Here is a 23,074-nt window from a genome sequence, read left to right on the forward strand (position 1 = left end):
GGTCGCCATGCGCAGATCGGTGTTGCTCGCAATGGTTCTCGTCGTGTGCAGCGCGTGCGGAGCCGGACCGTCCAACCGGCCGCACGTGGCGGTCGAACGCGAGGGCGGCGGCAGCGAACCCACCGCGACCGAAACCGAGAACCCCGACGCTCCCCCACCCGTGTTGCAGACCCCGAAGAACGATCTGGCGTGGACCGACTGCACGCAGAGCACCCTCGGCACCCTGGGCCCGGGAACGACACCGCCCGCCGGGCTCGTCTTCGAATGCGGCTCGTACGAGTCGGCCGTCGACGAGAGCGGCACCCTCCCCGGCTCCTTCACGATGGGCGCGATGCGGGCGCGGCTCGCCGACACCCCGGACGGCGCCGCCCCGCTGGTGCTCACGTCGGGATCGGACCGGTCGTCGACCGCGACGCTCGCAGCGCTGAGCACCGGCGGTCTGACGTCCCTGCTGTCGACGCGACCGGTGGTCGCGGTGGACCGCCGCGGCATCGCCTCCTCGCAGGAGATCGAATGCCTCACCCCGGAGCTCCGCAGCAGCCTGGCGGATCTCGGGCAGTTCGACCCGGGGACGGGTGACCAGGTCGACAAGGTGACCGCGCTGGGCCGCGACGCCACCATCGCATGCACCGACTACCTCCAGCCGCAGGAACTCGCGTTCGACAGCACCCACGCCGCCGACGACATCGAGGAGTTGCGCCGCACCTGGGACGTCGATGCGCTCGGGATCCTCGCCACCGGCAACGGCAGTGCCGTCGCGCTCAGCTACGCCGCCAAGTACCCGGATCGGGTCGGCCGGCTGGTCCTCGACTCCCCCGCCGTCACCACCGTGGATGCCGCGACCGCCACCGAGCAGCAGGTCGCGGGTCAGGAGGCGGCGTTCGACGCGTTCGCCCGCCAGTGCACCGCCCTGAACTGTTCTCTCGGCGCCGACCCCCGCGCCGCGATGGCCGACGCCGTCACCCGCGCCGCGAACGGCCAGATCCCTCGCGTCTCCGCGAACGCCCTCCTCACCGCGGTGTCCGGGTCGCTCGCCGCGGCGGGCGGCGACCAGCAGGGCCGCGTCCGCGCCCTGTCCGATGCGGTGTCCGCCGCCCTCGCCGGAAACACGGCGCCGATCCTCGCGGCGGTCGCGCAGGCCGAGGCAGCCTACGAGAGCGACGGCCAATTCATCACCCGATGCACGGACGGTCAGCAGTGGCCCGCACCCGACCGGGTCCGCGAACTGCAGAAACTGTGGGGCGAGCGGTTCCCGCTCTTCGGTCCCAACGCCGCCGTCGGACTGCTCGCGTGCACTTCCTGGCCCGCGACCGCGCCGCCTGCCCTGCCCGGCGAGCTGACGCTGCCGGTCCTGGTGCTGAGCGGCACCGCCGACCCGGTCGTCGGGAACGCCGGAGTGGGGACGGTGACCGGGGCCGTGTCGAGCGTCGGCGCCGCGACGGCGACGTTGACGTGGCACGGCAGCGGTCACCCCGCCACCCATTCGGACTGCGCGCAGAAGTCGATCGTCACCTACGTCTCGGACGGCGTGCTGCCCCCGGACGGCAGCGCCTGCCCCGCCTAGCCGACGTGTTCCGCCCGACACCCACAGGGGGTGCGTGACCGCACGTCAGAGCTTCTCGGTGTACCGTGCCGTGGTGTTCCTTCGACAACTCGAACCGCGCACTGGGCGGACTGCCAACGAGGTAATCAACTTCGCGCTGTGGCCGATCGCCGTCATGACTGTGCTGCATCGAGTGGTCGTCAAGGCGGTCAACGGGTACATCACCGACGACTTCCGCCCGGTCTACAACGCTGCGCTGGCCTTCCTGAACGGACGGCCCGTCTACACCGCCAACTTCAACTGGGTCGATCCGCATTACCTGTATCCGCCGTCCGGCACGCTGCTGATGGCGCCGATCGCGGTGATCGACCCCGAGAAGTCCCGGTGGTTGTTCATCATCGCCAACGCGATCGCCATCGTGATCGCGTTGTACCTGCTCCTGCGGCTGTTCGGGCTGGGACTGAACTCCATCGCCGCCCCGATCCTGCTGCTCGCCACGTTCTCGTCCGAGACCGTCACCAATACCCTCGTCTTCACCAACATCAACGGTCTGGTCCTGCTCGGCGAGATCGCGTTCCTCGTGTTGCTGATGAAGCGCAAGGACATGTGGTCCGGTGTCGCCATCGGGCTGACGTTCGCGGTCAAACCGATCCTCGCCCCACTCCTGCTGCTGCCTCTGGTGCGGGGACAGTGGAAGGTGTTCGTCACCGCGATCGGTATCCCGCTGATCCTCACCGCCGTGGCGTGGCCGCTGTCCGCGGACCCGATGGACTTCGTGCGCCACACGGTGCCGTACCTGATGGAGTCGCGCGACTACTTCAACAGCGCAATCGTCGGCAACGGCAAGTACTACGGTCTCCCCACCGCCATGATCTGGACCCTGCGCGGTGTCTTCACCGCCATCGTGCTCAGCTCTCTGTGGCTGCTCTACCGCTACTACCGCCACGACGAGCTGTTCTTCGTCGTCACCACGTCCGGGGTTCTGCTGACGGCGTCGTGGCTGCTCGGCTCGCTGGGCCAGATGTACTACTCGATGATGCTGTTCCCGCTCCTGATGTCCGTGGTGCTGAAGAATTCGGTGATGCGGAACTGGCCGGCGTGGCTGGCCGTGTACGGGTTCATGAGTTACGACAGCTGGCTGTCGAGCCGGTTCATCGAGGCCGGCCGGACCGCCGAGTACATGAAGACCACACTGGGGTGGAGTCTGATACTCCTCGTGATCTTCGGTGTGCTGACCGTCCGCTACGTCGCCGCACGGCGGGACGGGCGACTCGACCGGGGCATCGATCCGGCGTTCCTCGTCGAACCGGACGTGAAGACGCCCGAGGCCCCGCCGCGGGATCCGGAACCGGACGAGCAGCCGCAGGTCGAGTCGGCCGCCGCCAAGACGTAGGTCGCGTCCCACGCCGGGCGTCACGGCCGGAATCGGCGAAACGTATTAGCGTGGAGCCATGAGTTCGCAGCAGCAGGATCCCACGCAGTCCGCCCCGAAGGTTGCTCTCTCCGACAGCGAGTGGCGCGAGAAACTGACTCCCGAGGAGTACGCGGTGCTGCGCCAGGCCGGTACCGAGCGCCCCTTCGTCGGCGAGTACACCGACACGAAGACGGAAGGCGTCTATCACTGCCGGGCCTGTGGCGCCGAGCTGTTCCGCAGCACGGAGAAGTTCGAATCGCACTGCGGGTGGCCGTCGTTCTTCGATCCGGCCGACTCGGACGCCGTCGTCCTCCGCGAGGACACGTCGCTGGGCATGCGCCGCGTCGAGGTGGTCTGCGGGACATGCCACAGCCACCTGGGCCACGTCTTCGAGGGGGAGGGCTACCCCACCCCCACCGATCAGCGGTACTGCATCAATTCGATCTCGCTGACCCTGGAACCGACCGGCGAATGATCGTCGGCGGATCGAACGCCCGGATCGGCGGCAGCTCGTCCTCGTAGCGTTCGATCTCGACGAGCACGTGCTGACCCGTGCAGCCGTGGGCGAGTGACGACGTCCCCACGTCCGGGGTCAGCACGTTGGGGTTTCCGTGCACGCAGAGGGAATCCGGGTCGGTGGCGTCGAGCGGGTCGTACCAGGCTCCCGTCGACAGCTGGACCACACCGCGGCGGACGCCCTCGTCCACCACCACACCGGCGAGGCAGGCGCCGCGGTCGTTGAACACGCGGACGACGTCGCCGGCGGTGAGTCCGCGGTCGGCGGCATCGTCCGGATGGATCCGCAGCGGTTCCCTGCCCCGGATCTTCGATTTCTGGCTGGTGCCGCCGTGGTCCAGTTGGCTGTGCAGGCGGGTGCGCGGCTGGTTGGCGATCAGATGCAGCGGGAACTGGCGTGCCCGCCTGCCTCCGAGCCATTCCTCGGGCTCGTACCAGCGTGGGTGTCCGGCGCAGTCGTCGTAGCCGAAGCCGTCGATGTCGGCGGAGAAGATCTCGATCCGCCCACTCGGGGTGGCGAGCGGGAACTTCACCGGATCGGCCCGGAAGTCGCCGAACAGGATCAGGTCGTCCTCGGTCCGCATCCGCACGTGACCCTGCATCCAGAAGTCGTCGAAACTCGGGGCGGTACCGCCGTCCGCGCGGACGAAGTCTCGCCACTGCCCGTACAGGTGCTCGAGCCACTGCTCGGACGAGCGCCCCTCGGTGAACGTCTCCCCGACACCCAGTTTCCGGGCGACGGCGGCGAACGTGTCGTAGTCGTCCTGCGCGTCGGCGTACGGCCCGACGGCGGCGTGCATGGCGACGAGCAGCGGGTCGTTGCGGGTGCAGCTGAGATCGGCCCGCTCGAGGGACGTGGTGGACGGGACGACGATGTCCGCGTGCCGGGCCATCGGCGTCCAGTAGGGGTCGTGGACCACGATCGTGTCGGGACGGGCCAGCGCCCGGCGCAGACGGGGAATGTCCTGATGGTGGTGGAACGGGTTGCCGCCCGCCCAGTACAGCATCTTGATGTCCGGGTACGTCAGCCGCTGACCGTCGTAGTCGAACGGTGCGCCCGGGTTCAGGAGCATGTCCGAGATCGCGGCCACGGGGATGAAGTCGCGGACGGGGTTCAGCCCCTGGGGAAGCGTGGGCAGCGGGTACGGGACGGGGGCGAGCCCGGGCTCGTTCATGGAACCGTAGCCGTGGCCGAAACCCCCACCGGGAAGGCCGATCTGGCCCAGCATCGCGGCGAGGGTGACCCCCATCCACGGAGCCTGCTCGCCGTGCCGGACCCTCTGCAGCGACCAGGTGACGGTCACCATCGTCCTGCCCGACGCCATCCGCCGGGCCAGGGTGACCAGGTCCGCGGCGGCGATGCCGGAGATCTGCTCGGCCCATGCGGGTGATTTGGGTACGCCGTCGGAGCGCCCGAGCAGGTAGTCCTCGAAGCGGTCGTAGCCCACGCAGTGGCTGCCCAGGAATGCCGTGTCGTGCAGGTCTTCGGTCGCGAGGACGAACGCGAGTGCGAGCATGATCGCGACATCGGTTCCGGGCACCGGGGCGTGGCGCTCGGCGGCGCCGTGCACATCGTCGTGCAGCGGACTGAACGACACGACGGAGCCGCCACGGCGCCGGAGCGCGTCGAGCGCGTCGCGCGTCGGGTGGTCGCTGGTCCCGCCGTGATTGACGCCGGTGTTCTTGAGGGGGACGCCACCGAAGCACACCATGAGATCGGTGTGCTCGGCGATGATCTTCCAGGACGTCGAGCGGGCGAACATCTTCCAGTGGGTGCCCACCACCCGGGGCATGATGACGCCCGTCGCGCCCAGCGAGTAGCTGTGCACCGAGCGGGTGTAGCCACCGAGGGTGTTCAGGAACCGGTGGACCTGGCTCTGAGCGTGGTGGAACCGTCCCGCGCTGGCCCACCCGTACGAACCGCCGTAGATCGCACTGTTGCCGTGCGTGTCGACGACCCTGCGCAGTTCGTTCGCGAGCCGCTGGGTCAGCTCTTCCCAGTCGACCGACACGAATTCGTCGGACCCTCGGGAACTGCTGGGTCCCGGGCCGTTCTCGAGCCACCCGCGGCGCACCACCGGGCCGGTGATCCGCGCCTTGCTGCGGACCGACCCGGCGATGTTGCCCAGCACCGGTGACGGGTTCGCGTCACCGGTGTACGGGTGGGCGGCGACGACGTCGCCGTCGGCGACCTCGGCCTCGAACATGCCCCAGTGCGACATGTGCTGGTAGCGGGGCGCGGTGCGAGCCCCGTCGGCGTCATTCATCTGTGGTGCTTCAGATCACGGCAGAGCGGTGATCAGCTTCTCCACATCCACCCGCGGGCCGGTGAAGAACGGCACCTCCTCGCGGACGTGCAGGCGGGCCTCGGTGGCGCGCAGGTCGCGCATGAGGTCGACGATGCGGTACAGCTCGGGCGCCTCGAACGCGAGAATCCACTCGTAGTCGCCGAGCGCGAACGAGGGCACGGTGTTGGCGCGGACGTCCTTGTACGTGCGAGCCGCCATGCCGTGGTCGACGAGCATCTTGCGCCGCTCGTCGTCGGGCAGCAGGTACCACTCGTAGGAGCGGACGAACGGGTACACGCAGATGTAGTTGCCCGGATCCTCACCGGCCAGGAACGCCGGAATGTGGCTCTTGTTGAACTCGGCGGGACGGTGGCACGCGACGTTGCTCCACACGGGCTTGCTCGCGCGGCCCAGTGCGGTGGTGCGGCGGAAGTCGGCGTAGGTGGCCTGGAGGGCTTCGATGCTCGCCGAGTGCGTCCAGATCATGAAGTCGGCGTCGGCACGCAGGCCGGCCACGTCGTAGAGCCCGCGCACCACGACACCCTTGTCGGCCTGACCTTCGAAGAAGATCCGCGCCTCCTTGATCACAGCTTCCCGGTCGTCCCCGAGTACACCGGGTTCCACCTGGAACACCGAGAACATGAGGTAGCGGATTTCAGAGTTCAATGCGTCGAAGTCGAGGCGTGCCATGGGTCTATCGTGCCACTCGCCCGGCGAGCCGTGCAGCCGCCGTCGTCGCAGCGGCCACACACGCGGGAACACCGACCCCGTGGAGCAGTGCCCCGGACACCTCGAGACCGTCCAGACCTGCGACTTCCTGCTCGATCACCGCCACCCGCTCGAGATGGCCGGGACCGTACTGCGGCAGGCCGCCGTGCCAGCGCTGGACATGCGCTGCGACGGGCTCCGCGGACACCCCGGTGACCGTCGCGAGGTCCCGCCGGGCCGCGGCGATCAGCTCGTCGTCGGGTGCGTCGACGACGGCGGCGTCGCCGAACCGTCCGAACGACGCCCGGACGAGAGTCACCTCCCGCTCGGCGAGGTGCGGCCACTTGCGGCTCGACAGGGTGAACGCTTTCGCGCCGAGCGCGGCGTCGGTGGCGACGAGGATCCCCGAGTTCTGCGGGAGGTCCACCCGGATCGGCAGGGCCAGAGCGACGACCGCCGAGGAGGCCAGCGGGATGTCCGCGGCGGCCGCCGCCGCGCGGGGGGCGATGCCGGTGAGCAGGTCGGCGAGTTGGGGGGCGGGCACGGCGAGCACGACCCCGTCGACGCGGCCCACCGGGTCGGCCGACCAGCCGTCGCCGTCCCGGCCCAGTGCCCGGATCCGTTCGTGCACGATTTCCGGCGACGCGGCCTCCGTCAGGGCGCGCAGCAGGACGCCGTAGCCGTCACGCAGCGCCCCGAACACCGGCCCGGGGGTCGGGGCGGGGAGGGCGTCCGCCACGGCCGCGGACAGGCTCGTGGCTCCGCGGTCGAGCGCCGCCGCGAGTGTGGGGAGCGCGGCGCGGACGCCGATGGTGTCCGCCAGACCCGAATAGACCCCTCCGAGAAGTGGATCCACCGACCGCTGGACCACCTGCGCGCCGAACCGGTCACCGACCAGTGCGCCGACGGCGATGTCCGCGCCCAATGTCCAGTCGAGGGGCACCGTCCGCTCCCCCGCCACCCGCGCGAGTGTCCGGTCGTCGACGAGACCGCGCAGGCTGTTCCCGTCCGCGGGTATCCCCATGAGCGTGCCGGCCGGCAGCGGGTGCAGCGCGTCCTCGGACCAGATGAGCGGCCTCAGTCCCGCCGGATACACCAGCTGGTCGGCGAGGCCGAGTTCACCGAGCAGGGCGGGCAGTTCCGGGCGCCGGGCGATGAAGGCTTCCGCCCCGACGTCGACGGGTTCCCCCGCCAGGTCCACCGTGCGCAGCTTGCCCCCGAGCCGTTCCGCGCCGTCGGCGAGAATGATCAGGGCCTCGGCGCCGAGCCGTTGCCGCAGCCGGTACGCGGCAACGAGCCCGGAGATACCGCCGCCGACGACGAGAACGTTCGGCGACGACCCGGTCACAGTGAATGCACCAGCTCGACCAGCGCGGTCAGCGCGCCCGGGTCGGTGTCGGGCAGGACGCCGTGCCCGAGGTTGAAGATGTGTCCCGTGGCGCCGGCGGCGAGGGCGGCGTCGGCCTCCGCGGTGATGCGGCGGACCTGCTTCTCGACGGCCGCCGGTCCCGCGAACAGCACCGCGGGGTCGAGGTTGCCCTGGAGCGCCTTGCCCGGGCCGACCCGGCGCGCCGCCACGTCCAGGGGGATGCGCCAGTCGACGCCCACCACGTCGGCGCCCGCTTCGCCCATCGCGCCGAGCAGTTCACCGGTTCCGACGCCGAAGTGGATGCGCGGCACCTTCGCGTTCTCCACCTCGGCGAACACCCGCTCGGAGTGCGGCAGCACGAATTCCCGGTACTCGGCGAGGGACAGCGCCCCGGCCCAGGAGTCGAACAGCTGGATCGCGTCGACGCCGGCGCGCAGCTGGGTCTGCAGGAAGGTGATGGTCGTGTCGGCGAGGGAGCCGAGCAGCGCGTGCCATGTCCGGGGGTCGGAGTGCATCAGCGCCTTCGTGCGCTCGTGGTTGCGGCTCGGACCGCCCTCGACCAGGTACGACGCGAGGGTGAACGGGGCTCCGGCGAAGCCGATCAGCGGCGTCGAGCCGAGTTCCGCGGTGAGCAGCTGCACGGCCTGGGCGACGGCGCCGACTTCCTCGGGCACGAGGCGGGGCAGGGCGGCGACGTCGGCGATCGACCGGACCGGGTTTGCGACGACGGGACCGGTGCCTGCGACGATGTCGAGATCGATGCCGGCGGCCTTGAGCGGCACCACGATGTCGGAGAACAGGATCGCGGCGTCGACGCCGTGCCTGCGCACGGGCTGCATGGTGATCTCGCAGACGAGTGCCGGATCGAAGCACGACTCGAGCATGCCGATCCCCGACCGGATCTTGCGGTACTCGGGAAGCGAGCGGCCCGCCTGCCGCATGAACCACACCGGGCGGCGGACGGGGGTACGGCCTTCCGCGGCCGCCAGGAGGGGGGCGTCGGGGAGCACCCGCCTCGACGCGTACGTCGCCCGTTCGCTCATGCCTGCATTGGTGCTTTCCAACCCGCTCATCGGTCCTCGCGCTCTCTGCCTGCTCGAATTTCGGCAGCTCTCATGCTGCCATGCCGGGACTCCGCCGCCGATCGGCCCTGCTCGGCGCGCCTCCGACGAGATGTGCAGGTCCGGGTCTAACGTCCCGAGCTGTGACGACTTCGGGATCGCCCGCCGAACCGGCCGAGTTCCGCGCCGCCGTCGAAGCGATGAATTCCGCGCAGGTTCGCGCGGACATCGAGCTGGGCCCCATCCGGCCCCCGCAACGGCTCGCGCCGTACAGCTACGCCGTCGGCGCAGAGGTCGTGCACGAGGACACCGGGGTCGTCGCCGAACAGAGCGAGGGTGACGCGTTCGGCAGATTGATCCTCCTGTTCGACCCCGAGGGCGACGAGGCGTGGAACGGCACGATGCGGCTGGTCGCCTACATTCAGGCCGATCTCGACGCCGCCGTGGCGTCCGACCCCCTTCTTCCCGAGGTGGCGTGGAGCTGGCTCGTCGACGCCCTCGAGTCGCGCCACGAACCTCTCAACGCGCTCGGCGGGACGGTGACCGCGACGACGTCGGTGCGCTACGGCGACATCGCCGGTCCCCCGCATGCGCATCAGCTGGAACTGCGCGCGTCGTGGACGGCGACGTCGGTCGAACTGGCCACCCACGTCGAGGCGTTCTGCGAGGTACTGGCGTACGCGGCCGGTCTGCCGCCCGCAGGGGTGTCGCAGTTGCGGACGCTCGGCGGCAAGTAGTCAGGCCGATTCGGTGCCCGCCGCGGGCACGTCGGTGGTGGCGCTGCGCGACCATTCCAGGAATCGCCCGACCGCCCGCGTGACGGAGATGCTGCGGATCGAGGGGAACACGTCGAACGCGTGCTGCGCGCCCTTCAGTTCCGCATAGACGACCGGGTTGTCGGACACCTGCCGGAGTTCGTCGACGAAGATCCGCGCCTCGGCGACGGGGATCAGCGAATCGCTCGTGCCGTGGATCACGAAGAACGGCGGTGCGTCCGCCCGGAGGTGCGCGAGCGGCGACGCGGCCCGGTAGTCGTCGGGGAACTTGGCCTGCTTGCCGAGCACCATCGGCATCAGCCCGGAGTGCACGCGCTGGAGGACGGCCTTGATTCCGGTGTCGCCGGCGATGTCGTAGACGCCGTAGTACGGGACACACGCCTGGACCGACGTGTCGACGTCCTCGAACCCCGGCTGCAGGTGGCTGTCGTTCGCGGTGAGTCCCACCATGGCGGCGAGGTGGCCACCCGCCGAACCACCTGTGACGGCGATGAAGTCGGGGTTGCCGCCGTACTCCTCGACGTGCTCCCGGAGCCAGGCCAGGGCCTGCTTGATCGCGATCAGGTGTTCCGGCCACTTCGCCTTCGGTGACAGCGGGTAGTTGACCGCCGCACACACCCACCCCCGCGAGGCCATCTCGAGCATGAGCGGCAGACCTTGTTGATCCTTGTTCCCGATCACCCACCCCCCGCCGTGAATCTGCAGGAGGACCGGACTCTTCGACGGCAGATCCTGCCGGTGGTAGATGTCGAGGCGGGCACGGCGCCCGCCCGGCCCGTACGCGAGGTTTCGGACCCGGGTGACCGCCTTGTTCCGCATCCAGAACGGGTTGAGGAGTTGCCGCCACACGGGTCGTCCGGGGTGTTCGATGGCTCTGTCGCGGTCGGTGTAGTTCTCGCCGAGCGTCTCGACGAGAGCGGATTCGGCTTCCGCTCCGGCGCCCCGGCCGGTGGCGATCACGGCGGCGAGCCCGGCGGCGGACGCGGCGGCCAGCGCGAGGCCGACGCGGTCACCTCGGGTGCGCGTTCCGTGACGCGCGGCGTGCTGGGCGGCGTCGGCCGCGGTCACGGCGAGGAGGTGCGGCGCGAGTTCGGTGGTGAGCCACCCCGAGAAGAAGGCGACCACCGATGTGGGCGCACCGGGCAGGGGACGCAGGGCGTTGGCGGCGAGTGCCGCGCCGACGGCCTGCCGGAGAACGAAACCTCGGGTCATACCCCAACCGTAGAACATGTTCTAATCAATCGGTTGACCGGCGTGCCGGCGGGCGCCGGATCGAGAACGACACGGGACGGCATCTCGAAGAGCCAGACACTGCTCCGACCTCACAGTTCCGCGATTCGATGGACCAACTTCTAGAACGTGTTCTAGTATCGGACCATGCAGCGACTCAGCGGTCTCGACGCGTCCTTCCTCTACCTCGAAACGTCGACGCAACTCCTCCACGTCTGCGGAGTCATCGTTCTCGACGTGTCGACGGTTCCGGGTGGCTACACGTTCGCCCAGCTCAAGGCGGAGCTCGGCGCGCGCACCGAAGCGATTCCCTCGTTCCGGCGCAAGCTGCAGGACTCGAAGTTCAACCTCGACCACCCCGTGTGGGTCGAGGACACCGACTTCGACATCGACCGGCACTGCCATCGCGTCGCACTCCCCGCCCCCGGCGGCCGCGACGAACTGGCCGAGCTGTGCGGCGACATCGCGGGCATTCCCCTCGACCGCGCCCGGCCGCTGTGGGAGATGTGGGTGATCGAAGGTCTCGAGGACGGTTCCGTCGCCGTGATGTCGAAGATGCACCACGCCGGGGTCGACGGCATCACCGGCGCCAACATGATGGCGCAGCTGTGCGGCCTGGAAGCGGACGCACCACGACCCGGCCCCGACGACTCCGCCGAGAGCGCGGGGCAGGCGAGCACACTCGACATCGCCGTGGGCGGGCTGCTCGCGGTCGCGTCCCGGCCGGCGAAACTGCTGAGAATCGTCCCGCAGAGCCTGACGCTGCTCCCCCGCTGGATCGGCCGGGCCCGGCGCGGCGAGGCGATGCCCGCACCGTTCACCGCGCCGCGCACGTCCCTGAACGGCACGTTGACCAGTCACCGCAACCTCGCGTTCACCCAGCTCGACCTCGAGAAGGTCAAGACCGTCAAGGACGCGTTCGACGTCAAGGTCAACGATGTGGTGCTCGCGCTGTGCTCGGGCGCACTGCGGAAATACCTGCAGAACCGCCGGGAGCTGCCCGACAAGTCGCTGGTCGCCATCGTCCCGGTCTCGGTCCACGGAAAGTCGGACCGGCCGGGCACCAACCAGGTGTCCGGCATGTTCACCCAACTCGGCACCCAGATCGAGGACCCGGCCGCACGCCTGCTCGCGATCGGCGAGCACAACTCGACGTCGAAGGAACACAACGAGACCCTCGGCGCGAGCCTGCTGCAGGACTGGTCCCAGTTCGCCGGCCAGGCCGTGTTCGGCACCGCCATGCGCCTCTACTCGACCCTCGGCCTGGCGGAACGGCATCCGGTGGTCCACAACCTGGTGATCTCCAACGTGCCCGGACCATCCGTCCCGCTGTATTTCCTGGGCGCTCTGATCAAGGCGATGTATCCGCTGGGCCCGATCTTCCACGGCGCCGGGCTCAACGTGACGGTGATGTCGCTGAACGGTCAGCTCGACGTCGGCCTGATGAGCTGCCCGGAACTCGCACCCCACCTCTGGGACCTCGTCGACGCGTTTCCCGCAGCGTTGGACGAGCTCGTCGAGGCAGCGGAGAACCGGTCGTGAACCCGCCGGTGCGCTGCGGGAATCCCGAAGCGACGTAGAGTCAGCTGTCATGTCCGAAGTCACCGACGACGCCTCGTCACCCGTCCCCGCCGAAGAGCCCGGCCGGCAGATCGTTCCCCTGCTCGCACCCCGGGACGGCGTGCCCGATGTCGTGACCACGGCGGAGGGCGTCGCGAAGGCCGCGGCCGCGCTGAGTGAGGGCACCGGGCCGCTGGCTGTCGACGCCGAGCGGGCGTCCGGCTTCCGCTATTCGGCGCGGGCGTATCTCGTGCAGCTGCGCCGGGAGGGTGCGGGAACGGTGCTCCTCGACCCGATCCCCACCGCCGCCGATCTCGCCCCGCTGGCGGAGGTGATCAACCCGCTGGAGTGGATCCTGCACTCCGCCGACCAGGATCTGCCGGGGCTCGCGGAGATCGGCCTGGCGCCGACGACACTGTTCGACACCGAACTCGCGGGGCGCCTCGCCGGGTTCGAACGGGTCGGTCTCGCCGCGATCGTCGAGCGGACGCTGGGCCTCGAACTCCGGAAGGGCCACGGCGCCGCCGACTGGTCCAAGCGGCCGCTGCCCGACTCCTGGCTGAACTATGCGGCCCTCGACGTCGAGGTTCTCGTCGAGTTGCGGAACGTGATGGCCGCGGAACTCGACGAGCAGGGCAAGAGCGATTGGGCCGCACAGGAATTCGAGCACATCCGGCTCGCGGGGCCACCGAAACCCAAGGCCGACCGCTGGCGGCGGACGTCGCACATCACGTCACTGAAGACGCAACGGCAACTTGCCGGCGCACGCTCCCTGTGGCAGGCCCGCGAGGACCTCGCCCGCAAACGCGACGTCTCCCCCAGCCGGGTCCTTCCGGATTCGGCGATCATCGACGCCGCGACGAAGGACCCCCGCAGCATCGAGGCACTCCGGGCGCTGCCCGTGTTCGGCGGTCCCCGCCAGCGGCGGCACTCCCGGATCTGGCTGCAGGCGCTCGAGGACGCCCGGGCACTGCCGGACTCCGAACTTCCTCCGAAGACCCCGCCGTTCACGGGACCGCCGCCCGCGAGCCGGTGGGCGCGGCACGACCCCGACGCCGCCGAGCGGCTGACGGCGGCCCGCGCCGCACTGGCCGCCCTCGGCGCGGACGTGTCGGTGCCGGTGGAGAACCTGGTGACCCCGGAACTCGTCCGCAGGTTGTGCTGGGACTGGACGACGCCCGCGGACGGCGAGGTCGAGGCGGCAATCGACCGGGTGCTCGATGCGGGTGGAGCGCGCCCCTGGCAGCGGATGCTGACCGTGCCCGTGCTGGCGAGCGCATTGCTCTCCGCCGCCGAGCAGAAGGGTTCCGGCGGCGACTGATCGACTGCACCGACACGCGGGGTGAGCGCGTGAATTCCCGATGAGGTACCCATTAAGTTACCCGCGAGTAACGGTAGGGGTACGCTGGTCTGGAGGCCGGACGCCTGGCCGTGATCCGGAACCAAACTGCTCCATCAGGAGGAATTCGCGTGGCTCCATCCACCACAACTCAACGCAACGTCGTGTTCGTCGACGGCATCCGCACTCCGTTCGGCAAGGCCGGCCCCAAAGGCATCTACGCGGAGACCCGCGCGGACGACCTCGTCGTCAAGACCATCCGCGAGCTGCTTCGCCGTAATCCGCAGCTCGACCCCGCGCGCATCGACGAGGTCGCCATCGCCGCGACCACGCAAACGGGCGATCAGGGTCTCACCATCGGCCGCACCTCCGCGATCCTTGCGGGGCTCCCGGAGACCGTCCCCGGTTTCGCCATCGACCGCATGTGTGCCGGTGCCATGACATCCGTCACCACCACCGCGTCGGGCATCGGCTTTGGCCAGTACGACGTGGTGATCGCGGGCGGCGTCGAGCACATGGGCCGCCACCCGATGGGCGAGGGCGCAGACCCGAACCCCCGGTTCCTCGCCGATCGCCTCGTCGACCCCAGCGCGCTCGTCATGGGCAACACGGCCGAGAACCTGCACGACCGGTTCCCGACCATCACCAAGGACCGCACCGACGCGTACGCCGTCGCGAGCCAGAACAAGTACGAGGCCGCTCGCAAGGCCGGCTTCATCGCCGACACCCTCGTGCCCGTCGCCACCCGCTCCGCCGCGGGCTGGGGTCTGGCCACCGAGGACGAGCCGCCGCGGCCGGGCACCACGCTCGAGGACCTCGCCAAGCTGAAGACGCCGTTCCGGCCCGCGGGCCGCATCACCGCCGGTAACGCGGCCGGTCTGAACGACGGCGCGACCGCCGCCCTCCTCGCCGGTGAGGACACCGCGCTCGAACTCGGACTGCCGATCGGCATGCGCATGGTCGGATTCGCGTTCCAGGGCGTCGACCCCGCCGTCATGGGCATCGGCCCGGTGCCGGCCACCGAGAAGCTGCTGGGCCGTACCGGCCTGAAGATCGAGGACATCGGCCTGTTCGAGATCAACGAGGCCTTCGCCGTTCAGGTTCTCGCGTTCCTCGAGCACTACGGCATCGCCGACGACGATCCGCGAGTCAACCAGTGGGGCGGCGCCATCGCGTGCGGCCACCCCCTCGCGTCCTCCGGTGTCCGCCTGATGACGCAGCTGTCCCGCCAGTTCGCCCAGCGCCCCGACGTCCGCTACGGCCTGACCACGATGTGCATCGGTCTGGGCATGGGCGGAACCGTGATCTGGGAGAACCCGAACTTCGATGGAGCCAAGTAGATGACCGACATTGCAACGGCATTCGCCGACGAGGTCGTGACCAGCGCGTACACCAAGATCGTCGCCGTACCCGGCATCGAGGGCCCGGTCGCGCTGATCACCCTCGACAACGGTTTCGACCACACCAAGCCGTCGTCGTTCGGCCCGGGCGGCCTGAAGGCCCTCGACGCCGCTCTGGACGAGGCGTTCGCCGCCCATCCCGTCGCGATCGCGATTACCGGTAAGCCCTTCATCTTCGCCGCGGGCGCGGACCTCAAGGGTGTTCCGAGCATCACGAACCGTGATCAGGCGCTCGAACTCGGCCGGCTCGGGCACAAGGTGTTCCGCCGGCTGCGCGAATCGTCCGTGCCGACGTTCGCGTTCGTCAACGGCGTCGCACTCGGCGGCGGGCTCGAGGTCGCGCTGCACAGCCACTACCGCACCGCATCCGAGAGCGCGGGCGCACTGGGTCTGCCCGAGACGTTCCTCGGACTCGTTCCCGGCTGGGGCGGAACGCAGTTGCTGCCCAACCTCATCGGCCCCTCGAACGCCGTCACCGTCGTCCTCGAGAACGCGCTGAACCAGAACAAGACGCTCAACCCGAAGAAGGCCCTCGAACTCGGCGTCGTCGACGCGGTGTTCGGTTCGGCCGACTTCCTCGAGCAGTCCTTCGCCTGGGCCGCGCAGGTCCTGGCCGGCGAGATCACGCCGGCGCGTCCCGAGATCGACCGGGGCAAGGGCTGGGACGACGCGATCGCCCGCGCGAAGGCGGTCGTCGAGGGCAAAACCAAGAACAACGCCCCCGGACCGGTCAAGGCCGTCGAACTCCTCGAGTTGGCCCGGACCACCGATCTCACCGATCCCGCGTCGCTCGACAAGGGCTTCGCCGCCGAGGACGAGGCGCTCGCCGACCTGCTGCTCGCCGACGAGCTCCGCGCAGGCCTGTACGCGTTCGACCTGGTGAACAAGCGCGCCAAGCGTCCCGCAGGCGCACCGGACAAGTCCCTCGCGCGCAAGGTCACCGGCGTCGGCATCGTCGGTGCCGGATTGATGGCCAGCCAGCTCGCGATGCTGTTCGTCCGCCAGCTCAAGGTTCCGGTCGTCCTCACCGACATCGACCAGGAGCGTATCGACAAGGGTGTCGGCTACGTCCACGGCGAGATCGACAAGCTGCAGGGCAAGGGCCGGTTGTCGCCGGACGCGGCGAACCGCCTCAAGGGTCTCGTGTCCGGATCGCTGGACAAGGCCGCGTTCGCGAAGACCGACTTCGTGATCGAGGCCGTGTTCGAGAACCTCGATCTGAAGAAGAAGATCTTCGCGGAACTCGAGGAGCACATCGCCCCGGAGACGATCCTCGCGACCAACACGTCCTCGCTGTCGATCACCAAGATGGCCGCGGACCTGAAGCACCCGGAGCGGGTGGTCGGCTTCCACTTCTTCAACCCGGTCGCGGTGCTGCCCCTGCTCGAGGTCATCAAGGGCGAGAAGACCGACGACGCCACCCTGGCAACGGCGTTCGCCACCGCCAAGGCGCTCAAGAAGTCGGCCGTCGGTTCCGCCGACCTGCCCGGGTTCGTCTTCAACCGGCTCCTGATCCGCACCCTCGGTGAGGTCATGAACGCGGTCGACGAGGGCACCCCGTTCGAGGTGGCCGACAACGCCATCGCCGAACTCGGCATGCCGATGACCCCGTTCACCCTGCTGGCCCTCGTCGGGCCGGCGGTCGCGCTGCACACCGGCGAGACTCTCGCCGAGGCGTACCCCGAGCGCTTCCACAACTCCCCCGGACTCGAGGCGCTGGTCGAGGCCAAGAAGTCGGCGGTGTGGAGCTACGGTGCCGACGGCAAGCAGGTCGTCGACCCCGAGGTCGCCGAACTGTGGAAGCAGGGCGACAAGGCATCCACGTCCGAAGAGGTTCTGGAGCGCACGCGTCGCGCGTTCGCCGAGGAGATCCAGATCATGCTCGACGAGGGTGTCGTCGCCGCGGCCGAGGACATCGACCTCTGCCTGATCCTGGGCGGCGGGTTCGGTTTCTGGAACGGTGGCATCACCCCGTACCTGGACCGCACCGGCACCTCCGAGGCCGTCAACGGCAAGCGGTTCCTGGCGCCGGGCGTAGCGAGCGTCTGACCCCCATGTGAGTGGGGAAGTGTGCCCCGGCACGCTTCCCCACTCACGTGCTCAGGGGACGGGGACGTGGTCGGCGGCGGCGAGCGCCTGGCGGGCGTACGCCCGCACGTCGGCGTCCGTGTCCTCGAGGGCAGTGGTGAGCGCGGCGACGGCGGCGCGGTCGCCGGACCACCGGCCGAGTGCGAGGACGGCTGCCTTCCGCACGTCGAGGTGCGCATCCGTCAGGGCGTCCGCCAGTGCGGGCACCGCGACGCCGGGGTCCGCTCCGGCGAGTGCCCGCGCGGCGCCCTGCCGGATCTGCCAGGCCGACTCCCGCAGCGCCGCCGTCGCGCGGCTCACGTCGTCGCCGTGGCAGCCCAGGCTCGCGAACGCCGTGAGCGCGGCGGCGCGCACCAGCGGATCGCGGTCGCCGGCCAGCGAGCGCACCGTGTCGACACCGCCGAGCCCGATGGTGGCCAGGCCGTGTGCGACGGTGATCCGCACTTCACGGTTCTCGTCGCGTGCCCCCTCCGCCACCGACTCCCACCGGTCCAGCGACACCAGCGCCCGCACCGCTTCGATTCTGACGTGGTGATCGCCGTCGGACAGTGCGGTCAGGAACTGCTCCGCCGAACCGGCGTGCAGGGCGCGCAGAACGTCGACGACGGCGGCCCGGACCACGGCGTCACCCGACCCCAGGTGGTCGGCCAGTCCGTCGGCGGACGGCAGCACCTCGACGAGTTCGCGCAGGCCGTCGGCGGCGGCGCGGCGCACCGTCACGGCACCGTCGCCGAGGGCGCCGACGAGGGCTGCCCCGAATCCGTCGGGGGTTCCTTCCGTCAGCACCGAGAGCGCCGTGACGCGGACCTGCGGGTCGGCGTCGCGCAGATACGGTGCGAGCTCGGCGACGCTCGGCGCGTCGAGTCCGAGGACCGCGACGATGGCCGGTGACGACGGCTCCTTCCGGACCGGCGCCGCGATGCGCGAACGTTCCTCCACCGGTGCCCGGCCCCCGACCAGCGGCGGCTGCGCCACGGGTACGACCGACCGGTCCACCGGCGGAAGGGAATCGAGTCCGGGCACCGGCACGAAATACGGCTCCACGGGGCGCTTGAGGAACTCCATGTCGCCGTTCTCGCCGCGCCGCAGATTCAGGTGGTATCCCCATTCGTCGTCCCGCTGCTCCGGGAGATCCGCGCGTTCGTGATAGAGCCCCCAGCGACTTTCGGTTCTGGTGAGGGAGCTGCGGGACGCCATTTCCGCGCAGTCCCGGATGAACGTGACCTCTGCGCAGCGGATCAGCTCGTGCGGGGTGGTCGCACCCATTCCGGCGATCTCCCCGGCCATCCGTTCGAACGTCTCGACGGCGATCGACAGCTTCGTCGCCGTCTTCGGCGGCGCGACGTAGTCGTTGACGAAGCGGCGCAGCTTGTACTCGACCTGCGGCTGGGGCGGCCCGTCCGGGTTGCGCAGCGGCCGGTAGATAAGCTCGTGCGCGGCGGCCAGCTGTTCCGCGGGCAGCGCGGTCGGCGCCTCGACGTCGGGCAGGGTGCCGGTGGCGTGCGATCCGGCGAGGTCGCCGTACACGAATGCGCCGATCATGTAGTTGTGGGGCACGCACGCGAGGTCGCCTGCCGCGTACAACCCCGGAACGGTGGTCGCACCGTGCTCGTCGACCCACACCCCGGACGCAGAATGCCCGCTGCACAAGCCGATCTCGGAGATGTGCATCTCGATGTCGTGACTGCGGTAGTCGTGGCCGCGGTTCGCGTGGAACGTGCCGCGGGTGGGGCGTTCGGTGGTGTGCAGGATCGACTCGAGCGTGTCGAGGGTTTCCTCCGGGAGGTGGCTGACCTTGAGATAGATGGGCCCGCGGGCGGATTCGATCTCGCTCTTGACCTCGCTCATCATCTGCCCCGACCAGTAGTCCGAGTCGACGAACCGCTCCCCCTCGGCGTTCACCTGGTAGCCGCCGAACGGGTTCGCGACGTACGCGCAGGCCGGGCCGTTGTAGTCCTTGATCAGCGGGTTGATCTGGAAGCATTCGATGCCGCTGAGTTCGGCTCCCGCGTGATAGGCCATCGAATACCCGTCACCGGCGTTGGTCGGGTTCTCGTACGTGCCGTAGAGGTACCCCGACGCCGGGAGCCCGAGCCGGCCACACGGACCGGTCGCGAGGATCACCGCCTTCGCCCCGACCGCGACGAACTCACCGGTGCGGGTGTTCAGCGCCGCGGCCCCGACGGCCCGGCCGTTCTCCGTCAGCACCCGGACGGGCATCAGACGGTTCTCGATGCGGATCTTCTCCCGCATCTTCTTCTGCCGCAGCACCCGGTAGAGGGCCTTCTTCACGTCCTTGCCCTCGGGCATCGGCAGCACGTACGAGCCGGAGCGGTGCACCCGGCGGACCGCGTATTCGCCGTACTCGTCCTTCTCGAACTTCACGCCGTACTTCTCGAGGCGCTGCACCATCGCGAAACCGCGGGTCGCCGTCTGGTACACGGTGCGCTGGTTGACGATTCCGTCGTTGGCTCTGGTGATCTCGGCGACGTAGTCCTCGGGTTCGGCCTTGCCGGGGATGACGGCGTTGTTGACGCCGTCCATTCCCATTGCGAGCGCGCCGGAATGGCGCACGTGCGCCTTTTCGAGCAGGAGTACGTTCGCGCCGTTCTCGGCGGCGGTCAGTGCCGCCATGGTGCCGGCGGTGCCGCCGCCGATCACGAGTACGTCGCAATCGAGACGGACGGTGTCGGCGAGGTCGGGGATGTCCATCAGGTCTCCGGAGTGTGGTTCAGCGCGGCGAGCACGTCGGCGCGGGCGGCACGGGTGCCGGGGTGGTCGAGGTGGTCGCGGTCCCGGGGGTGCGGGATGTCGACGAGTGCCCGCAGCGGCTCGCCGGCCCGGCCGAGGACCGCGACGCGGTCACCGAGCAGCACCGCCTCGTCCACGTCGTGGGTCACGAACACCACCGTGGTCGGGTGAGTGCTCCACGTGTCGACGAGTAGTCGCTGCATGACGCCGCGGGTCTGGGTGTCGAGGGCGCCGAACGGCTCGTCCATCATCACGGCCCGCGGTGCCCCGGCGAGGCCGCGCGCCAACTGCACTCGCTGGCGCATGCCGCCGGACAGGTTCTTGGGCAGGAAGTCGCCGAACCCGGTCAGACCCACCTCCGCGATCCAGCGATCGGCGGTCGCACGCCGGCCCTTGCGGGGTTCGCCGCGCAGTGAGAGGGCCAGTTCGATGTTCGAGCGCACGGTGCGCCACGGGAGGAGCGCGTTGTCCTGGAAGACGACGGCCCGGTCCCGGGACGTCGACTCCACCGCCGTGCCGTCGGCGACGACGCGGCCCGAATCCGGCGGCAGCAGGCCGGCGAGGGCTCGCAGGACGGTGGACTTGCCGCACCCCGAAGGTCCCGTGAGCACGAGGATCTCGCCGGGGACCACGGTCAGCGACAGCGAACGGATGACGGGGTTCCCGGTGTAGGACAGGGTGACGTCGTCGAGGACCAGCGACATGCCGGCGGCCACGGACGCTCCGGCGGTGGCGGTCATGCGCGCTCCCCTCGTGGCAGCCAGCGGGTGACGCGCCTGCCGAGCAGTTCGACTGCGCCGGACGTCGCGAATCCGAGGATGCCGATGGTGATCATGCCGACGAAGACGCCGGGATAGTCGACGATCGTGTACGCCTGCCAGGTGCGGTACCCGACTCCGAGCCTGCCGGAGATCATCTCGGCGGAAATCACGCAGATCCACGCCACCCCGATCCCGACCGACAGTCCGCCGAACACGCCGGGCAGGATTCCGGGCAGCACCACCCGGGACAGCACGTCCCAGCGTCCGCCACCGAGTGTGCGCACCGAGTCCTCCCACAATGTCGGGAGCGCCCGGACGGCGTGCCGGGTGCTCACCATGATCGGGAAGAACGCGGCAACGAACGTGATGAACACGATGCCCGCCTCGTCGCTGGGGAACAGCAGGATCGCGACGGGTACCACCGCGATGGCGGGGATGGGACGCGCGAGCTCCGTCAGCGGACCGAGGACGTCGGCGAACAGTTCCGATCTGCCGAGTGCGATTCCGGTGGCCACTCCGACCACGGTGGCGAGTCCGAATCCGCTGAGGATGCGGATCAGCGACTGCCCGAGGTCGAGGTAGAACAGGTCGCTCTGCAGCTGGGTGCCGAACGCGGACACGACGTCGGTGACGGTGGGGAGCGTGTCGAACCGCAACCACACCCGAACGTCGTTGGCGGTCAGCAGCTGCCACGCGACGATTGCCGCGACCACGGACGTGACCCGCACGAGACGTGACCGCCACGGCGAGGTTCGTCGGCGCGTCGATACCGGATCATGTTCTTCGACAGCGGCTTCGGTGTCGACCAGGACCGTCGACTGTTGCAGGGTGGTCACTGCCGCACCTCCTCGACCGCGCGGTCGTACGTGGTCACGCCGCCCGTGGGATGTGCGCGCAGATATCGGTCTGCCGCCGCGCCGGTGGTGAAGGGCAGGAAGTTGTCGCCGTCGCGCACCCACACCGATTTGTCGGCGAACCACCGGGTGCCGAGTTCGGCGTCGGGCACGTACGCGGCGCGGACGGTGCGGCCCTCGGCCCGGGCCTGTTTCACCGCCCGGAGCAGGCACGTCGGGTTCGCGGCCGGCTGTGTCTCGGTGGCGCCGTCGAACCAGACCTCCCCGGCCAGCGCGGGATCGCTCGGGGCGGTGGCGCACACGGGATCGGTGCCGGTGACCGACGTCGGGTTGGCCGTGGACGCGAGCGTGGCGTCGTAGTCCTGCCCGTCGGCCTCGAACGCGGACCGGAGCGGAGCGTCGTTCACGAAACCGTCGACGTCCAGGTCGGCGAAGTCGCCGATCGACTTCAGGTACGGCACATCGTTCTTCAGCGCACCGATCAGGCCCGGCTTGAGCGTGGTGTCGAACGACGTGCCGCCCGGGCCGTTGTACAGGTACACGACCTCCTGAGGCAGGCCGCTCGCGTCGGCCACGATCCTCGATGCCTCGAGTGGTTGCGTCTGGACGAACCGGGTGGCGTCGAGCTGTGCCCGGAGGAACGCGTCGAGAACGTCGGGGTGTTCGTCCGCGTACGCCTCACGGGCCACCACACCGTGCAGGGTCGGGGTTCGGAGTTCGGCGCCGTCGTACAGCAGCTTGGCCTTGTCCTGGAAGACGAGGAGCCCGGGCCAGGCGACGAACTGCGACAGCGCCGCCACCTGACCGGATTCCAGGGCGGAGGATCCGACCTGGGGTTGTTGGTTGAGCACTTCGACGCCGGTGCCCGGGTCGATTCCTGCGCGGTCGAGTGCCTGGACGAGGGTGCCGTGGCCTGCGGAGCCGACGCTCGCGGACACCTTCTTGCCGGCCAGGTCGCCGAGTGTGGTCGCCGGTGAATCCGGTGGCACCACCACCATGTTCAGGGCGCCCTCGGGGTTGTAGCCGGTGACCGAGACGATTTCCGTCTTCGAGCGCGGGTTCGCCTGCGTGCGGGAGCCGTTGATCAGCATGGGGTAGTCGCCCATCGATCCGATGTCGATCTTCTCGGCCACCATCTGCGCGGTGATCGGCGCACCTGTGTCGTAGTCCTGCCACTCGACGGAGTACTTCGTGCCGGTCTGCTCCGTCACGTCCTGCAGGCGCTGTTCGAGGTATCCCTGTGCGCGCAGCAGCGTTCCGGCGGTGACGGTGTTGATCGTCTTGGACTGGTACCCGATCACGAGCGTGACCGCGTCACCGTCGTCGGCCGCGGGTTCGAGGGAGCAACTCGTCGCCACGAGTGTCAGTGCCGCGGCGGCGATCGCGAAGGTGGAGGAGCGTCGCTTCATCTGTGTG

17 protein-coding genes are annotated in these 23,074 nt (G+C 69.6%); 8 read left to right on the plus strand and 9 right to left on the minus strand.

All coding sequences use genetic code 11. From position 1 onward, the window contains the following. The first annotated feature begins 7 nt into the window (after positions 1–7). The 3 genes from WKC72_RS26300 to msrB are packed head-to-tail and all read left to right on the plus strand — an operon-like array spanning position 8 to position 3,432. Positions 8–1,564 carry an alpha/beta hydrolase gene (locus WKC72_RS26300; protein ID WP_037240589.1) on the plus strand — a complete coding sequence of 519 codons (1,557 nt, stop codon included), beginning with the start codon at positions 8–10 and terminating at the stop codon, positions 1,562–1,564. A gap of 34 nt (positions 1,565–1,598) precedes the next feature. Continuing rightward, positions 1,599–2,936 (plus strand): glycosyltransferase family 87 protein, encoded by a 1,338-nt coding sequence (locus WKC72_RS26305; RefSeq protein ID WP_037240555.1) that lies wholly within the window; start codon positions 1,599–1,601, stop codon positions 2,934–2,936. Positions 2,937–2,994: 58 nt separating this feature from the next. Beyond that, complete coding sequence (gene msrB / locus WKC72_RS26310) at positions 2,995–3,432, plus strand: peptide-methionine (R)-S-oxide reductase MsrB (protein ID WP_005264000.1); 438 nt, start codon at positions 2,995–2,997, stop codon at positions 3,430–3,432. Here msrB and WKC72_RS26315 read toward each other — a convergent pair. The 4 genes from WKC72_RS26315 to hemE are packed head-to-tail and all read right to left on the minus strand — an operon-like array spanning position 3,392 to position 8,881. Next, entirely contained in the window at positions 3,392–5,740 is a 2,349-nt protein-coding gene (locus WKC72_RS26315; protein ID WP_037240553.1) for a molybdopterin-dependent oxidoreductase, read from the minus strand. The two genes, msrB and WKC72_RS26315, sit on opposite strands and share 41 nt — an antisense overlap. Positions 5,741–5,755: 15 nt before the next feature. Further along, positions 5,756–6,451, minus strand: coding sequence for a hydrogen peroxide-dependent heme synthase (hemQ, locus tag WKC72_RS26320; RefSeq protein ID WP_370180261.1), 696 nt, complete (start codon positions 6,449–6,451; stop codon positions 5,756–5,758). A 4-nt stretch (positions 6,452–6,455) separates the two neighbouring features. Next, entirely contained in the window at positions 6,456–7,817 is a 1,362-nt protein-coding gene (locus tag WKC72_RS26325) for a protoporphyrinogen oxidase (RefSeq protein ID WP_370180263.1), read from the minus strand. Then, positions 7,814–8,881 carry a uroporphyrinogen decarboxylase gene (hemE, locus tag WKC72_RS26330; protein WP_370184532.1) on the minus strand — a complete coding sequence of 356 codons (1,068 nt, stop codon included), beginning with the start codon at positions 8,879–8,881 and terminating at the stop codon, positions 7,814–7,816. Before hemE ends, WKC72_RS26325 begins: the two co-directional genes overlap by 4 nt. Before the next feature lie 161 nt (positions 8,882–9,042). Between hemE and WKC72_RS26335 the strand changes: the two genes are divergently transcribed. Next, positions 9,043–9,636: a DUF3000 domain-containing protein gene (locus tag WKC72_RS26335; protein ID WP_037240540.1), complete on the plus strand. Its 594-nt coding sequence runs from the start codon at positions 9,043–9,045 to the stop codon at positions 9,634–9,636. Here WKC72_RS26335 and WKC72_RS26340 read toward each other — a convergent pair whose 3' ends face one another. Then, the gene (locus WKC72_RS26340) at positions 9,637–10,887 is read right to left on the minus strand and encodes an alpha/beta hydrolase fold domain-containing protein (RefSeq protein WP_370180266.1); all 1,251 of its coding nucleotides are present in this window, start codon (positions 10,885–10,887) and stop codon (positions 9,637–9,639) included. Between the two features lie 165 nt (positions 10,888–11,052). Here WKC72_RS26340 and WKC72_RS26345 point away from each other — a divergent pair, with 165 nt between their 5' ends. The 4 genes from WKC72_RS26345 to WKC72_RS26360 all read left to right on the plus strand — a co-directional run bounded on the left by WKC72_RS26345 (position 11,053) and on the right by WKC72_RS26360 (position 17,253). Continuing rightward, positions 11,053–12,447 carry a wax ester/triacylglycerol synthase family O-acyltransferase gene (locus WKC72_RS26345; RefSeq protein WP_370180268.1) on the plus strand — a complete coding sequence of 465 codons (1,395 nt, stop codon included), beginning with the start codon at positions 11,053–11,055 and terminating at the stop codon, positions 12,445–12,447. Positions 12,448–12,496: 49 nt separating this feature from the next. Beyond that, positions 12,497–13,786 carry an HRDC domain-containing protein gene (locus WKC72_RS26350; protein ID WP_370180270.1) on the plus strand — a complete coding sequence of 430 codons (1,290 nt, stop codon included), beginning with the start codon at positions 12,497–12,499 and terminating at the stop codon, positions 13,784–13,786. 149 nt (positions 13,787–13,935) lie between these two features. Further along, on the plus strand, positions 13,936–15,144 hold the full coding sequence (locus tag WKC72_RS26355; RefSeq protein ID WP_011598615.1) for a thiolase family protein: 1,209 nt from the start codon (positions 13,936–13,938) through the stop codon (positions 15,142–15,144). After that, positions 15,145–17,253: a 3-hydroxyacyl-CoA dehydrogenase NAD-binding domain-containing protein gene (locus tag WKC72_RS26360; protein WP_370180273.1), complete on the plus strand. Its 2,109-nt coding sequence runs from the start codon at positions 15,145–15,147 to the stop codon at positions 17,251–17,253. A 51-nt stretch (positions 17,254–17,304) separates the two neighbouring features. On the opposite strand, the gene WKC72_RS26365 is transcribed toward WKC72_RS26360, so the two are convergent. From WKC72_RS26365 to WKC72_RS26380, 4 genes are read right to left on the minus strand one after another with little or no spacing between them, the layout of a single operon-like run. After that, entirely contained in the window at positions 17,305–20,004 is a 2,700-nt protein-coding gene (locus WKC72_RS26365; protein ID WP_370180275.1) for a fumarate reductase/succinate dehydrogenase flavoprotein subunit, read from the minus strand. Then, on the minus strand, positions 20,004–20,783 hold the full coding sequence (locus WKC72_RS26370) for an ABC transporter ATP-binding protein (protein ID WP_370180277.1): 780 nt from the start codon (positions 20,781–20,783) through the stop codon (positions 20,004–20,006). Before WKC72_RS26370 ends, WKC72_RS26365 begins: the two co-directional genes overlap by 1 nt. After that, positions 20,780–21,640, minus strand: a complete 861-nt coding sequence (locus WKC72_RS26375) for an ABC transporter permease (RefSeq protein WP_112299157.1) — start codon at positions 21,638–21,640, stop codon at positions 20,780–20,782. The genes WKC72_RS26370 and WKC72_RS26375 overlap by 4 nt, the downstream gene beginning before the upstream one ends. Continuing rightward, the gene (locus WKC72_RS26380; RefSeq protein ID WP_128638866.1) at positions 21,637–23,067 is read right to left on the minus strand and encodes an ABC transporter substrate-binding protein; all 1,431 of its coding nucleotides are present in this window, start codon (positions 23,065–23,067) and stop codon (positions 21,637–21,639) included. Before WKC72_RS26380 ends, WKC72_RS26375 begins: the two co-directional genes overlap by 4 nt. Between the last annotated feature and the right edge of the window lie 7 nt (positions 23,068–23,074).

Origin of the sequence: Rhodococcus wratislaviensis (assembly GCF_041228765.1) — a bacterium.
GTDB classification, from domain to species: Bacteria; Actinomycetota; Actinomycetes; order Mycobacteriales; family Mycobacteriaceae; genus Rhodococcus_F; species Rhodococcus_F wratislaviensis.

What these genes read in the sequence shown, in the direction of transcription:
- WKC72_RS26345 (WP_370180268.1), top strand. Translation starts at nt 11,053, where the DNA reads ATGCAGCGACTCAGCGGTCTCGACGCGTCCTTCCTCTACCTCGAAACG.
- WKC72_RS26370 (WP_370180277.1), bottom strand. Translation starts at nt 20,783, where the DNA reads ATGACCGCCACCGCCGGAGCGTCCGTGGCCGCCGGCATGTCGCTGGTC.
- hemE (WP_370184532.1), bottom strand. Translation starts at nt 8,881, where the DNA reads ATGAGCGAACGGGCGACGTACGCGTCGAGGCGGGTGCTCCCCGACGCC.
- WKC72_RS26350 (WP_370180270.1), top strand. Translation starts at nt 12,497, where the DNA reads ATGTCCGAAGTCACCGACGACGCCTCGTCACCCGTCCCCGCCGAAGAG.
- WKC72_RS26300 (WP_037240589.1), top strand. Translation starts at nt 8, where the DNA reads ATGCGCAGATCGGTGTTGCTCGCAATGGTTCTCGTCGTGTGCAGCGCG.
- WKC72_RS26365 (WP_370180275.1), bottom strand. Translation starts at nt 20,004, where the DNA reads ATGGACATCCCCGACCTCGCCGACACCGTCCGTCTCGATTGCGACGTA.
- WKC72_RS26315 (WP_037240553.1), bottom strand. Translation starts at nt 5,740, where the DNA reads ATGAATGACGCCGACGGGGCTCGCACCGCGCCCCGCTACCAGCACATG.
- hemQ (WP_370180261.1), bottom strand. Translation starts at nt 6,451, where the DNA reads ATGGCACGCCTCGACTTCGACGCATTGAACTCTGAAATCCGCTACCTC.
- msrB (WP_005264000.1), top strand. Translation starts at nt 2,995, where the DNA reads ATGAGTTCGCAGCAGCAGGATCCCACGCAGTCCGCCCCGAAGGTTGCT.
- WKC72_RS26360 (WP_370180273.1), top strand. Translation starts at nt 15,145, where the DNA reads ATGACCGACATTGCAACGGCATTCGCCGACGAGGTCGTGACCAGCGCG.
- WKC72_RS26340 (WP_370180266.1), bottom strand. Translation starts at nt 10,887, where the DNA reads ATGACCCGAGGTTTCGTTCTCCGGCAGGCCGTCGGCGCGGCACTCGCC.
- WKC72_RS26380 (WP_128638866.1), bottom strand. Translation starts at nt 23,067, where the DNA reads ATGAAGCGACGCTCCTCCACCTTCGCGATCGCCGCCGCGGCACTGACA.